The sequence below is a fragment of the Escherichia sp. KS167_9B genome (genome assembly GCF_030295215.1).
Lineage (GTDB): Bacteria > Pseudomonadota > Gammaproteobacteria > Enterobacterales > Enterobacteriaceae > Escherichia > Escherichia coli_F.
The window spans coordinates 2,989,276-3,002,415 of record NZ_AP025754.1 but is presented as its reverse complement, the minus strand read 5'-3'; the positions used below and the strand labels follow the sequence as shown (position 1 = coordinate 3,002,415).

The following is a 13,140-nucleotide window of genomic DNA, read 5'->3' as shown; positions in this document are numbered from 1 at the left end:
CTCATTATCCCTTCAGCGCGGTCAAGTTGTTCACGTCCAGCGTGCCGTGGGTACGCCATATTTTTCTTGCCAGTAACACCATCACAATGACGGCGAAGATGGCGTCGGTAGCGATACCAATTTCCACCAGTTCCGGTGCACGCCAGGCAAGAAGCGCCAGCACCAGATGGGAGCCGTTTTCCATCAGGCAGTAACCAAAAATTTGCCGCAGGATATTGCGCTGGCTGACAATGCACAGCAGGCCAAGCAGAAAATGACCTAACGCCACCGCCAGCGCCGGTTTCAGCCCGGTAGCCATCGGTAGCTTCACGGGCTGAACGACAAATGTGCAAAGCAGGACAATTAATGCCGCGAGCAATGCCATCATTGCCGGACCGAATAACGCTTTTTCCGGGAGGTTCTGGGGAATATTTCGTGCAGCGTAAATCATGATTAACGGTACCATCAGTACTTTGGTGATAAAGGCGCTGGCGGACCAGATCAGCAGTTGCTCTGCGGCGAACAGGCACGAGAGGGTGGCGAAAATAGACACCAGCACCAGCGACTGGCAGGCGTAAAATCCGCATGACAGGCGATAGCTTTTGACACTAATCACAAACAGCGATGTCAGCATCATCAGTCCCGCCAGATTATTTACGATCATAGAACCGGTCATTCATCATCTCCTTACTGCAACCAGGTCGCGGCGAATACGCTGGAAATCAGCGACATCACAATTAGTACAATCAACACCAGGCGCATTGATCCTGGCAGCGGTGCGGCAGCGGCGACGGCTTCGCTCGGTTTGCCAGGCACGACGCGACCAAACCAGCGAATAAACCAGGCGAAACTGGCGACCGATTCAATCATCAGCAGAATCATGGCGGGCAGCAGGATCCAGTACTCCACTGACAACGAAAAACCGGCAGCAAACAGTGGGAATTTACTGAAGAAGCCGTTGAACGGCGGCACGCCAGTAATCGCCAGCGCGGCCACGCAGAAACCCACGCCTGGCAACGGCAGGGTGTGCAATACGCCACGCAGGCGCGGCAACAAGCGCGTGCCGCAGCTGTAACTCAGCGCACCTGCTACAAGGAAAAACAGGCTTTTAGCGAACGCGTGGTTGACGATGTAGGCGATGCTGCCCTCCAGTGCCAGCCGCGAGCCGAAGATGGAGAGCGACAAGCCGAAGAACATCCAGCCAAGTTGAGTGATGGTCGACCAGGCCAGCAACCGCTTCATATCCTGCTGCGGCAAATACATCAGGAAGCCGTAAAGAATGGTGACCAGTGCCATGACCATGCCAATGCCGCCAATCACATGCGGGATATTGCCGCCGTCGATAATGGCGCGGGCAAAAATGTAAACGCCCACTTTCACCATCGATGCGGCGTGGAGATAGGCGCTGATCGGTGTTGGCGCTTCCATTGCATCCGGTAGCCACGCTTGCATCGGTAGCTGGGCCGATTTTCCCCACGCGGCAAACAGGATGCCGCCATAAACCAGATAACGTGCGTCGCCGTGTAACTCGCTCATCGCGCTAAGCGCAAACGTTCCGGTCTGCAAAAACAGCGTGGCGGCGGCAAGATACAACCCCAGCGAACCGATATGAGTGATAAGTAACGCTTTTAGTGCTGAACGTTGCGCTTTATCGCTCTGGTAATAACTGATCAACGCCCAGGAGCAGCCGCCCGTAATTTCAAAAAACAACAACTGACCGAGCAGCGTCGAGGAGAGTACCAGTCCCGCCATCGCGCCGATAAAAACCAGCAAAAATGCGTAATAACGATTCGTGCCGTTATGCGGGTGTTCGCGATTTTTATCCGTCAGATAACCCGTGGAGTAGATCGTGACCAGCAAACCGAGGAACACCACCACAAACAGAATCAGCGTACTCACGCGATCAATGACCAGGCCAAACAACGCCACATCCCCCACGTTGACCAACGTCAACGTGACGGCAACTTTATCGGCCTGATAAAACGCGGAGATCAGCGACAACATGCACAGCGTGGTCAGCGCGGCGAACAAAATCCCCCATTCGGCGGCCCGACGTTGTGGCGAAAACGAAACGACCAGTGCGCCGATAAAAGGCAGCAATAACGTCGTCAGAGCAAGATTTTCCATATTCCGTCAGTGCTCCTTACAGACCGGTTAACCAGAAGACCCAGGCAAGCGCAGCAAGGCTGAAGCCAAGCCAGGTCACATGGTGAATGAGTAAAAAACGCCCGCGTGCCAGCGTGTTTTCTGCGATAGAGGCCAGAACAAAAATCAGCAAAACCTTGAGCAGCGTAACGACAAGTGAAGTCAGCAGGCAGGTGAGAGAAAGCTCTTGCGCGCGCCCAAAGGGCAGAAACAGGGCCACAAACAGTGCTGCCATCACGACCTGTTTCAGCCCCAGCCCCCATTTCGCCAACGCCAGCCCGGCACCGGAATATTCGGTCAGCGGGCCTTCCTGTAATTCCTGTTCTGCTTCAGCAACATCAAAGGGAATTTTTCCCATCTCAATGAAGCAGGCAAAACCACAGGCCAGTAACGCCAGTACGGTGGTTAGCGGCGAGTTCCAGCCCGTCGCCAGCGTCTTGCTGATCATCTCGATATGCGTGGAATCCGCTATCAGCGCCAATACCAGCAGTGAGAGAATGAGCATGGGTTCGACCAGAATGCCGAGCGTCAACTCGCGACTGGCACCGACACCCGCAAACGGACTTCCGGTATCCAGCCCGGAAAGAGCAAAGAAAAAACGAAACAGGGCAAGAAGATAGATAAGGGTGATCAGATCGCCGCCGCCCGTAAAAGGGGAAACAGTAATAAATAGTGGTAGGGCCATCGCCAGCACCAGCATGCTGCTGATTAATACCCACGGCATCAGGCGGAACATCAGACCTGAAGATGTCGGCGCAACTTCCTGGCGTTTAAACAGTTTGTGGATATCGCGATAATCCTGCCAGATCCCCGGTCCGCGACGGGAGTGCATACGCGCGCGTATCTGCCGGGAAATCCCCGTAAAAAGCGGGGTTAGCGCCAGCAGAATCACGGCCTGTGCTAACGCAAAAATGATCAGATATCCGTCGCAAAGAGTTTGTCTCATGGTGATTTCCTTAGACGGCAATAGCGATTAGCAGCACAACCAGTGCGGCGACCACATACAGGCAATAGAGACGAAAGTCGCCGCTTTGCAGATGCTGTATTTCTTTGGCCAGCCGTTGGGTGGCGCTCACGATGGGGCGGATCACCCGCTCATCCCAAAAGGGTTCTGTGCTCTGAGCCCTGGCGGTGATGTGCGCGAGACCTTTGTTCAGCCTCAGCGTAGGGTCGAGCTGTTGTCGTAGACGAAATAGCGCAGAAAAGACCACACGCAGCGGCTGCATCACGCCATTGCCTGACGGGGCCATCGCATTTTCCCAGCCGTAGCCGCATGCCCAGGCATCTCCTGTGCGACGAAACGCTGCGCGGCGCGAACGACACCACAGCCAGTAAAGGCCAGGCAGCAAAGGCATCGCCAGTAGTAACAGCAACAGTAATGAGGGAGTGACCCGTGTATGAAACGTGCCGGGTACAAGTGCCATTCCGCTGGCGACAGTGACGGAAGGGGTATTGGTAAACGCATGGGCAATGTGCATTATCTTCGGTGCCAGCCAACTGGCACTAAGCGCAATGAATACGCAGAGTGCCGCGAGCAGTAGCATGGCGACGATCATCGTATTTGGCACTTCCTGTGCCTCTTCAGCGTGTGTACTGCGCGGCGCACCACAGAAAGTAATGCCGTACATTTTGACGAAGCACATTACTGCCAGCCCACCAGTGACTGCCAGCATCACCATAGCAATAGGACCCGCAAGTTGTAGCGCTACGGCTTCCACACGACTTAGTGAGAACAGCGACTGCCAGGTGTACCATTCGCTGATAAAACCATTCAGCGGAGGAATGGCTGATATCGCGAGGCAACCAATCAGGCATGCTGCGGCTGTCCACGGCATCCGTTTTGCCAGTGCCCCCATTTTTTCCATGTCGTGGGTATGCAAACGCGAAATAATCGCACCCGCGCCGAGAAATAGCAGCCCTTTGAACAGCGCATGGTTGAGCAGATGAAACAGTGCGCCGAGCAGTCCAACCACGGTGAGCAGCGGGTCGTGCAGTGACAGACCGACCATGGACACACCGACCGCCAGCAAAATAATGCCGACGTTTTCGACGGTACTCCAGGCCAGCAGCCGTTTGATATCCTGTTCCGCCAGCGCATACAGCACGCCCAGGAGCGCGGAGATTGCGCCGATCGCCATCACCAGAATGCCCCACCACAGCGGCAAACCCGTTTGCGCCAGCAGATCCATCGCCACTTTCAGGATGCCGAAAATACCGATTTTGACCATTACGCCAGACATCAACGCCGAAGCGTGCGATGGTGCGGCAGGATGAGCGCGCGGCAACCAGCTGTGCAACGGCATCATCCCGGCTTTCGCGCCAAAACCGAAGAAGGCCAGCAGGAACACCGCCGACGCCAGCCCCGGAGAAAGTGAAAGCGTGCGGAAACTGGCAAAATCGAGGTTGCCGCTTTCGCGCCACATCAGCAAGAAGGCAATCATAATCAGCACCGATCCGGCGTGGGCGATAAAAAAGTAGAGCATGCCAGCGTTGATTGACGTTTTATCCTGCCTGGCAATGACCAGAAACCAGGAAGACAGCGACATCATTTCAAACAACACGATGAACCAAAAAGCGTTGTCCATCACCAGCAGGGCAACCATCGATGCGATGAAAAGATTCATAAAGAAGCCCATCGCCGCCGCGCCTTTGCCCTCGTATTCGCGCATATAAGTCAATGAATAGAGCGAACAAACCACCACCAGCAAGGAGATAACCAGCACCATAAATGCCGAGAGGCTATCCATTCGCAGGGTTAAATCGGCAAAGTCAAAAGGCGTGGCAAAACGGGCGACTAAAGTTACGCCTGCATGTAATTGCGTAATTCCGCTGATGATGCCAATCGCGCCGCCCACCAGCGATGTGATGCCGGAAAGCTTAATAGCCAGTCTGTCCAGACCGAGTAAAAACAGCGAAGCCAGACTGGCAAACAGATAGAGGATCAGCGACCAGGTTAATAATTGCAGGGCATCCATTAGCGTTGCTCCTGAGTGAGGGAAAGGGGATCCTCCCCGCCATTGGCAAACCAGCTTGCGGCAAGGCGCTGTTTTTCTTTCATCTGACGTTGCAGGCTATCGTCGGTGATCAGCCGTAACGCATGATTCGGGCAAGCGCGAACGCAGGCCGGACCTTCTGGCAAGAAATCACACAGGTCGCATTTCACCGCGACGCTCTGGACACCCGGTTCCCAGCGCAGCAAAGCATGTTGGGTCGGCGCGTTTTCTTCGCCGTCTTTGAGTGAGCCGTCAGCCTGAAAAACATATTGCGCAGGGGCATTCACCGGACGGCTTCCTGAAGCGCTGATTGCGCCAAATGGGCAGACCACGGCGCAAAGCTTGCAGCCAATACAGAGGCTTTCGTTGAGTTGGATCGCATCATCTCTCTGGGAGATGGCATTGACCGGGCAGACCTGCAGGCAAGGGGCTTCCTCACAGTGATGACACACGACAGGGGCAGTGAGTGTTGACGTCTTCGCCAGGGCCAGGCGCGGGTGTTGCTGTAAACCTTGCGTTTTATGCACGTCCGAACAGGCAGCGAGACAGGTATTACATCCTGTACACCACAGTGGTTCGGCCACCACAAAGCGGTTCATGTCGGCTCCTTGAAAATGATATGAAACATTGCATTTCATTTTGCATAAAGGATGCCAGTCTGATTAATTTAATATATTCAATAAGTTATGTGTTAACTGGGTTCTGAACGGTACAAAAATGATGGTCATTAACGTTCAGCAATAAATGGATTCGACACCCGTGTCGCAGGGGAAAGCGAGAATGTGATCTTGATCACGAGAAGTGAGGTGTGCTGGCCGCAAGCGCAGCCAGCACTGAATGGAGCAAAGTAATCAGGCGTGTTCTTTCAGCCAGTTCAGCACAACGTCGTGGTGATTGCTGGTTTTGAAATCGTCAAAGACATGTTCGATTTTGCCATCAGCGTCAATCAGGAAGCTGATGCGATGAATACCATCGTAGGTTTTGCCCATGAAGGACTTTTCACCCCAGACGCCGAATTGTTCGCACACCTGGTGGTCCTCATCAGACAGGAGCGTAAAGTTAAGCAGCTCTTTTTCCGCAAAACGGGAGAGTTTTTCGGGTTTATCGGTGCTGATACCCAGCACATCAACGCCCGCTTTTTTCAATTCATCCATGTTATCGCGTAAGCCGCAGGCCTGTACGGTACAGCCGGGAGTCATGGCTTTTGGGTAAAAATAAACCAGAACACGCTGTCCCTGGAAGTCGGTCAAATTAACTTGTTCTCCGTCTTGATCCGGCAAGCTAAATTTCGGTGCGATATCACCGGCTTTCAGTGGATTCATTACTTAACTCCATCCTGTTCATCATGTGGGGAATAATTGACGACGTTTATACTGCCTTGTGCATTGAGTTCTGTACATAGGGCTTTAAACGCTTGCTCAATATTTGCTGCATCCGCAGAGGCGGGGCTGTGGGCGGTGATCTGAATATGCAACTGTGCAGCCCGTTCATTTTCAGCAGGTTGCGTGCGCGATACCAGCTCCGCAATGTTCATGTGGTGCGCGTCGAAAAGTGCCGTGAAGCGTTCAATTAAATGCGGGGAGTCTGCCACATCGACCTGAACCCAGACAGATGCTGGCATTGGCGGACGCGGACGAGCCGTCGTGCGCTTCATCACGATTAAAAGATCCAGTTCGGCACCTTTCAACGGTAACGTTGATTCAATCAGAGTAATGGCATTCCATGAACCGGAAAGCAGCATGATAAACGTGAACTCTTCTCCCAGCATCGCCAGGCGACTGTCTTCAATATTACAGCCGCAACTACTGACATGACGGGTGATGGTGTTCACAATTCCAGGGCGATCGGCACCCAACGCAGTGATCACCAGATAATGTTGCGATGACAGTGTCAAACTGGTTATTCCTTTAAGGGGTGAGTTGTTCTTAAGGAAAGCATAAAAAAAACATGCATACAACAATCAGAACGGTTCTGTCTGCTTGCTTTTAATGCCATACCAAACGTACCATTGAGACACTTGTTTGCACAGAGGATGGCCCATGTTCACGGGAAGTATTGTCGCGATTGTTACTCCGATGGATGAAAAAGGTAATGTCTGTCGGGCTAGCTTGAAAAAACTGATTGATTATCATGTCGCCAGCGGTACTTCGGCGATCGTTTCTGTTGGCACCACTGGCGAGTCCGCTACCTTAAATCATGACGAACATGCTGATGTGGTGATGATGACGCTGGAGCTGGCTGACGGGCGCATTCCGGTAATTGCAGGGACCGGCGCTAACGCTACTGCGGAAGCCATTAGCCTGACGCAGCGTTTCAATGACAGTGGTATCGTCGGCTGCCTGACGGTAACCCCTTACTACAATCGTCCGTCGCAAGAAGGTTTGTATCAGCATTTCAAAGCCATCGCTGAGCATACTGACCTGCCGCAAATTCTGTATAATGTGCCGTCCCGTACTGGTTGCGATCTGCTCCCGGAAACGGTGGGCCGTCTGGCGAAAGTAAAAAATATTATCGGAATCAAAGAGGCTACAGGGAACTTAACGCGTGTAAACCAGATCAAAGAGCTGGTTTCAGATGATTTTGTTCTGCTGAGCGGCGATGATGCGAGCGCGCTGGACTTCATGCAATTAGGCGGTCATGGGGTTATTTCCGTTACGGCTAACGTCGCAGCGCGTGATATGGCCCAGATGTGCAAACTGGCGGCAGAAGGGCATTTTGCCGAGGCACGCGTTATTAATCAGCGTCTGATGCCATTACACAACAAACTATTTGTCGAACCCAATCCAATCCCGGTGAAATGGGCATGTAAGGAATTGGGTCTTGTGGCGACCGATACGCTGCGCCTGCCAATGACTCCAATCACCGACAGTGGTCGTGAGACGGTCAGAGCGGCGCTTAAGCATGCCGGTTTGCTGTAAAGTTTAGGGAGATTTGATGGCTTACTCTGTTCAAAAGTCGCGCCTGGCAAAGGTTGCGGGTGTTTCGCTTGTTTTATTACTCGCAGCCTGTAGTTCTGACTCACGCTATAAGCGTCAGGTCAGTGGTGATGAAGCCTACCTGGAAGCGGCACCGCTTGCGGAGCTTCATGCCCCGGCTGGAATGATTTTGCCGGTGACCTCCGGTGATTATGCAATCCCGGTGACCAACGGTAGTGGTGCTGTCGGTAAGGCGCTGGACATTCGTCCACCAGCCCAGCCGCTGGCACTGGTTTCTGGCGCGCGTACCCAGTTCACGGGCGATACCGCTTCATTGCTGGTGGAAAATGGTCGTGGCAATACTCTGTGGCCGCAGGTGGTTAGCGTGCTGCAGGCGAAAAACTACACCATCACCCAACGTGATGATGCGGGTCAGACGCTGACCACCGATTGGGTACAATGGAACCGTCTGGACGAAGACGAGCAGTATCGTGGTCGTTATCAAATCTCTGTTAAACCGCAAGGTTATCAGCAGGCGGTTACGGTTAAACTGCTGAACCTGGAACAGGCGGGCAAACCGGTTGCAGACGCGGCTTCCATGCAGCGTTACAGCACGGAGATGATGAACGTTATTTCCGCCGGTCTGGATAAATCTGCCACTGACGCCGCGAACGCTGCGCAAAATCGTGCCTCCACCACTATGGACGTACAAAGTGCAGCTGATGACACCGGTTTACCGATGCTGGTCGTACGCGGGCCGTTCAATGTGGTTTGGCAACGTCTGCCAGCGGCGCTGGAAAAAGTGGGCATGAAAGTGACCGACAGCACCCGTTCGCAGGGCAACATGGCCGTAACTTACAAGCCGCTGTCTGACAGCGACTGGCAGGAACTGGGCGCGAGCGATCCAGGCCTGGCATCCGGTGACTATAAACTGCAGGTTGGCGATTTAGATAACCGCAGCAGCCTACAGTTCATCGATCCGAAAGGTCATACTCTGACTCAGAGTCAGAACGACGCGCTGGTAGCTGTCTTCCAGGCTGCGTTTAGCAAGTAAAAATACAGGGCTGGAGTCATCCGGCCCTTTTTTCTGATATGATACGCAAACGTGTGCGTCGGCAGAAAAATGCGATTTTAGCGGTAATTCGCACGAAATTTGTTTGTCGGACGTAGGTCGGATAAGGCGTTCTTGCCGCATCCGACAAAACATCCGGCACACCAGACAGCAAAAGATTTTAAAACGTTAATTCACACCCAGGAGTGATAAAGATGCAAAAGCAAGCTGAGTTGTATCGTGGTAAAGCGAAAACCGTATACAGCACGGAAAACCCGGACCTGTTGGTGCTCGAATTCCGCAATGATACGTCAGCAGGGGATGGCGCGCGCATTGAGCAGTTTGATCGCAAAGGTATGGTGAACAACAAGTTCAACTACTTCATTATGAGCAAACTGGCTGAAGCGGGTATCCCGACTCAAATGGAGCGTCTGCTCTCCGATACCGAATGTCTGGTGAAAAAGCTGGATATGGTGCCGGTTGAGTGTGTCGTGCGTAACCGTGCTGCTGGCTCTCTGGTGAAACGTCTTGGAATCGAAGAAGGTATTGAGCTGAACCCGCCGCTGTTCGATCTGTTCCTGAAAAACGACGCCATGCACGATCCGATGGTCAACGAATCTTACTGCGAAACCTTTGGCTGGGTAAGTAAAGAGAACCTGGCGCGTATGAAAGAGCTGACCTACAAAGCGAACGACGTGCTGAAAAAACTGTTCGATGATGCTGGTCTCATTCTGGTCGACTTCAAGCTGGAGTTTGGTCTGTACAAAGGCGAAGTGGTTCTGGGCGATGAGTTCTCCCCGGACGGCAGCCGCCTGTGGGACAAAGAAACGCTGGAGAAAATGGATAAAGACCGTTTCCGCCAGAGCCTCGGTGGCCTGATCGAAGCATATGAAGCCGTTGCCCGCCGCCTGGGTGTACAGCTGGACTGATTTTTCTATTCATCATCTTGCCGTGCTGCTGGCACGGCAAGACAACCGCTCTCATAAGATGTGCATTGAACGCTCATTCCTCCGCCATTTCATCCCGCTTTCCTGTGGTAATCTTCCTCTGAACCACCTACGATCATTTCTATAATGAATATATTGTTGAGGTATCTATGCGTTGGCAAGGGCGACGTGAAAGTGACAATGTTGAAGACAGGCGCAATAGCTCCGGTGGTCCGTCAATGGGCGGTCCCGGTTTCCGTCTGCCAAGCGGTAAAGGCGGGCTGATTTTACTGATAGTCGTGCTGGTTGCAGGCTACTATGGCGTTGATTTAACCGGATTGATGACCGGACAGCCGGTTTCCCAACAGCAATCAACGCGGTCAATTAGCCCTAATGAAGACGAAGCCGCAAAATTCACCTCGGTGATTCTGGCAACCACGGAAGACACCTGGGGACAGCAATTCGAGAAGATGGGTAAAACCTATCAGCAACCGAAGCTGGTCATGTACCGTGGAATGACGCGCACCGGCTGCGGGGCGGGCCAGTCCATTATGGGACCGTTCTATTGCCCGGCGGATGGCACGGTTTATATCGATCTCTCCTTCTATGATGACATGAAAGACAAACTTGGCGCGGATGGCGATTTTGCCCAGGGGTACGTTATCGCCCATGAAGTCGGTCATCATGTGCAGAAACTGTTAGGCATCGAGCCGAAAGTCCGTCAACTGCAACAAAACGCGACGCAGGCGGAAGTAAACCGCTTATCTGTGCGTATGGAACTCCAGGCCGACTGTTTTGCCGGTGTCTGGGGGCATAGCATGCAGCAGCAAGGCGTTCTGGAAACCGGCGATCTGGAAGAAGCGCTGAACGCGGCGCAGGCCATCGGCGATGACCGTTTACAGCAGCAAAGTCAGGGGCGAGTCGTACCAGACAGTTTCACTCATGGCACTTCTCAGCAACGCTACAGCTGGTTTAAACGTGGTTTCGACAGCGGCGATCCGGCACAATGCAATACTTTTGGTAAAAGCATTTAACTTTCGGGGCAGGGATGGCTGAACTGACTGCGCTTCACCCATTAACAGCGCAAATGAAACGTGAAGGGATCCGCCGCTTGCTGGTGTTGAGCGGGGAAGAACGTTGGTGCTTTAACTGTGCGCTTAAGTTGCGTGATGCTTTACCTGGCGACTGGTTGTGGGTTTCACCGCAGCCAGTCGCTGAAAACCACTGTACTCCCTCGGCGCTACAAACTTTACTTGGACGCGAGTTCCGGCATGCGATATTCGACGCCCGCCAGGGCTTTGATGCCGCTGCCTTTGCGGCACTTAGCGGAACGTTGAAAGCGGGAAGCTGGCTGGTGTTGTTACTCCCTGTATGGGAAGAGTGGGAAAACCAACCTGATGCCGATTCGCTGCGCTGGAGTGATTGCCCTGACCCTATTGCGACGCCGCATTTTGTCCGGCACCTCAAACGCGTACTTACGGCGGATCACGACGCTATCCTCTGGCGGCAAAACCAGCCGTTCACGTTGACGCATTTTATTCCCCGTACTGACTGGCAACCCGCGACTGGCGCACCACAACCGGAACAACAGCAACTCTTACAGCAGCTACTCACCATGCCGCCGGGTGTGTCAGCGGTAACTGCTGCGCGTGGGCGCGGTAAGTCGGCGCTGGCAGGGCAACTCATTTCTCGTATTGCGGGCAGTGCGATTGTCACCGCGCCTGCAAAAGCGGCAACGGATGTACTGGCACAATTTGCGGGCGAAAAGTTTCGCTTTATTGCGCCGGATGCCTTGTTAGCCAGCGATGAGCAAGCCGACTGGCTGGTGGTCGATGAAGCCGCAGCCATACCTGCGCCGTTGTTGCATCAACTGGTATCGCGTTTTCCTCGAACGTTGTTAACCACTACGGTGCAGGGCTACGAAGGTACCGGACGTGGTTTTTTGCTGAAATTTTGTGCGCGTTTCCCGCATTTACACCGTTTCGAATTGCAACAGCCGATCCGCTGGGCGCAGGGATGCCCGCTGGAAAAAATGGTCAGCGAGGCACTGGTTTTTGACGATGAAAACTTCACTCACGAACCACAAGGTGACATCGTCATTTCCGCTTTTGAACAGACCTTATGGCGAAGCGATCCGGATACACCGTTAAAGGTATATCAGCTATTGTCTGGCGCGCACTACCGGACCTCGCCGCTGGATTTACGCCGCATGATGGATGCACCTGGGCAACATTTTTTCCAGGCGGCTTGTGAAAACGAGATCGCCGGGGCGCTGTGGCTGGTGGATGAGGGCGGATTATCTCAAGAACTCAGCCAGGCGGTATGGGCAGGTTTTCGTCGCCCGCGCGGTAATCTGGTAGCCCAGTCGCTGGCGGCGCACGGCAGCAATCCACTGGCAGCGACATTGCGCGGACGGCGGGTCAGCAGGATAGCAGTTCATCCAGCTCGTCAGCGTGAAGGCGTTGGGCAACAGCTTATTGCCCGTGCTTTAAACTATACGCATGACCTCGACTATCTTTCGGTGAGTTTTGGCTACACCGCGGAGTTATGGCGTTTCTGGCAACGCTGCGGTTTTGTGCTGGTGCGAATGGGTAATCATCGTGAAGCCAGCAGCGGTTGCTATACGGCGATGGCACTGTTACCGATGAGTGATGCGGGTAAACAGCTGGCTGAACGTGAGCATTACCGTTTACGTCGCGATGCGCATGCTCTCACGCAGTGGAATGGCGAAACGCTCCCCGTCGATCCACGAAATGATGCCGTCCTTTCTGAGGACGACTGGCTTGAACTGGCCGGTTTTGCTTTCGCTCATCGTCCGCTATTAACGTCGTTAGGTTGCTTAACGCGTCTGCTACAAACCAGTGAACTGGCATTACCGGCGCTGCGTGGTCGTTTACAGAAAAACGCCAGTGACGCGCAGTTATGTACCACACTTAAACTTTCAGGCCGCAAGATGTTACTGGCCCGTCAGCGAGAAGAGGCCGCGCAGGCGCTGTTCGCACTTGATAATGTTCGCACTGAGCGTCTGCGCGATCGCATAACGCAATGGCAATTTTTTCACTGACTCCTTCAATTTTCTCCCATGGTCATTGTGAGTCAGCGGCGTAAAATTAATGACATCAGTTAAGGAG

Annotated in this window: 12 protein-coding genes; 5 read left to right on the top strand and 7 right to left on the bottom strand. The window is 53.5% G+C overall.

Translation table 11 applies throughout. The annotated features are described in order from the left end of the window. Positions 1-4 precede the first annotated feature (4 nt). The 7 genes from hyfE to QUE34_RS14970 form a co-directional block, all read right to left on the bottom strand. Positions 5-655, bottom strand: a complete 651-nt coding sequence (hyfE, locus tag QUE34_RS15000; protein ID WP_032303528.1) for a hydrogenase 4 membrane subunit — start codon at positions 653-655, stop codon at positions 5-7. A gap of 11 nt (positions 656-666) precedes the next feature. Continuing rightward, positions 667-2,106, bottom strand: coding sequence for a hydrogenase 4 subunit HyfD (hyfD, locus tag QUE34_RS14995; RefSeq protein ID WP_032303527.1), 1,440 nt, complete (start codon positions 2,104-2,106; stop codon positions 667-669). A 16-nt stretch (positions 2,107-2,122) separates the two neighbouring features. Further along, on the bottom strand, positions 2,123-3,070 hold the full coding sequence (gene hyfC / locus QUE34_RS14990; RefSeq protein ID WP_032303525.1) for a hydrogenase 4 subunit HyfC: 948 nt from the start codon (positions 3,068-3,070) through the stop codon (positions 2,123-2,125). A 10-nt stretch (positions 3,071-3,080) separates the two neighbouring features. Beyond that, positions 3,081-5,099 (bottom strand): hydrogenase 4 subunit B, encoded by a 2,019-nt coding sequence (gene hyfB / locus QUE34_RS14985; RefSeq protein WP_000339441.1) that lies wholly within the window; start codon positions 5,097-5,099, stop codon positions 3,081-3,083. After that, positions 5,099-5,716: a hydrogenase 4 subunit HyfA gene (gene hyfA, locus QUE34_RS14980; RefSeq protein ID WP_001354812.1), complete on the bottom strand. Its 618-nt coding sequence runs from the start codon at positions 5,714-5,716 to the stop codon at positions 5,099-5,101. The genes hyfB and hyfA overlap by 1 nt, the downstream gene beginning before the upstream one ends. Positions 5,717-5,968: 252 nt before the next feature. Then, entirely contained in the window at positions 5,969-6,439 is a 471-nt protein-coding gene (gene bcp, locus QUE34_RS14975; protein WP_001068682.1) for a thioredoxin-dependent thiol peroxidase, read from the bottom strand. Further along, the gene (locus QUE34_RS14970) at positions 6,439-7,011 is read right to left on the bottom strand and encodes a glycine cleavage system transcriptional repressor (protein ID WP_000176186.1); all 573 of its coding nucleotides are present in this window, start codon (positions 7,009-7,011) and stop codon (positions 6,439-6,441) included. Before QUE34_RS14970 ends, bcp begins: the two co-directional genes overlap by 1 nt. A gap of 145 nt (positions 7,012-7,156) precedes the next feature. Here QUE34_RS14970 and dapA point away from each other — a divergent pair, with 145 nt between their 5' ends. From dapA to tmcA, 5 genes are all read left to right on the top strand, one after another. Beyond that, complete coding sequence (gene dapA, locus QUE34_RS14965) at positions 7,157-8,035, top strand: 4-hydroxy-tetrahydrodipicolinate synthase (RefSeq protein WP_001295469.1); 879 nt, start codon at positions 7,157-7,159, stop codon at positions 8,033-8,035. A 16-nt stretch (positions 8,036-8,051) separates the two neighbouring features. Beyond that, positions 8,052-9,086 (top strand): outer membrane protein assembly factor BamC, encoded by a 1,035-nt coding sequence (bamC, locus tag QUE34_RS14960; protein WP_001297320.1) that lies wholly within the window; start codon positions 8,052-8,054, stop codon positions 9,084-9,086. A gap of 212 nt (positions 9,087-9,298) precedes the next feature. Continuing rightward, the gene (purC, locus tag QUE34_RS14955) at positions 9,299-10,012 is read left to right on the top strand and encodes a phosphoribosylaminoimidazolesuccinocarboxamide synthase (RefSeq protein WP_001295467.1); all 714 of its coding nucleotides are present in this window, start codon (positions 9,299-9,301) and stop codon (positions 10,010-10,012) included. A 167-nt stretch (positions 10,013-10,179) separates the two neighbouring features. Beyond that, entirely contained in the window at positions 10,180-11,043 is an 864-nt protein-coding gene (gene ypfJ / locus QUE34_RS14950; RefSeq protein WP_001267498.1) for a KPN_02809 family neutral zinc metallopeptidase, read from the top strand. A 14-nt stretch (positions 11,044-11,057) separates the two neighbouring features. Further along, positions 11,058-13,073: a tRNA cytosine(34) acetyltransferase TmcA gene (tmcA, locus tag QUE34_RS14945; protein ID WP_032303523.1), complete on the top strand. Its 2,016-nt coding sequence runs from the start codon at positions 11,058-11,060 to the stop codon at positions 13,071-13,073. Positions 13,074-13,140: the final 67 nt, after the last annotated feature.

Excerpts from the sequence above, each read along its gene's own strand:
- hyfE (WP_032303528.1), bottom strand. The coding sequence starts at position 655 with ATGACCGGTTCTATGATCGTAAATAATCTGGCGGGACTGATGATGCTG.
- hyfD (WP_032303527.1), bottom strand. The coding sequence starts at position 2,106 with ATGGAAAATCTTGCTCTGACGACGTTATTGCTGCCTTTTATCGGCGCA.
- hyfC (WP_032303525.1), bottom strand. The coding sequence starts at position 3,070 with ATGAGACAAACTCTTTGCGACGGATATCTGATCATTTTTGCGTTAGCA.
- hyfB (WP_000339441.1), bottom strand. The coding sequence starts at position 5,099 with ATGGATGCCCTGCAATTATTAACCTGGTCGCTGATCCTCTATCTGTTT.
- hyfA (WP_001354812.1), bottom strand. The coding sequence starts at position 5,716 with ATGAACCGCTTTGTGGTGGCCGAACCACTGTGGTGTACAGGATGTAAT.
- bcp (WP_001068682.1), bottom strand. The coding sequence starts at position 6,439 with ATGAATCCACTGAAAGCCGGTGATATCGCACCGAAATTTAGCTTGCCG.
- dapA (WP_001295469.1), top strand. The coding sequence starts at position 7,157 with ATGTTCACGGGAAGTATTGTCGCGATTGTTACTCCGATGGATGAAAAA.
- bamC (WP_001297320.1), top strand. The coding sequence starts at position 8,052 with ATGGCTTACTCTGTTCAAAAGTCGCGCCTGGCAAAGGTTGCGGGTGTT.
- purC (WP_001295467.1), top strand. The coding sequence starts at position 9,299 with ATGCAAAAGCAAGCTGAGTTGTATCGTGGTAAAGCGAAAACCGTATAC.
- ypfJ (WP_001267498.1), top strand. The coding sequence starts at position 10,180 with ATGCGTTGGCAAGGGCGACGTGAAAGTGACAATGTTGAAGACAGGCGC.
- tmcA (WP_032303523.1), top strand. The coding sequence starts at position 11,058 with ATGGCTGAACTGACTGCGCTTCACCCATTAACAGCGCAAATGAAACGT.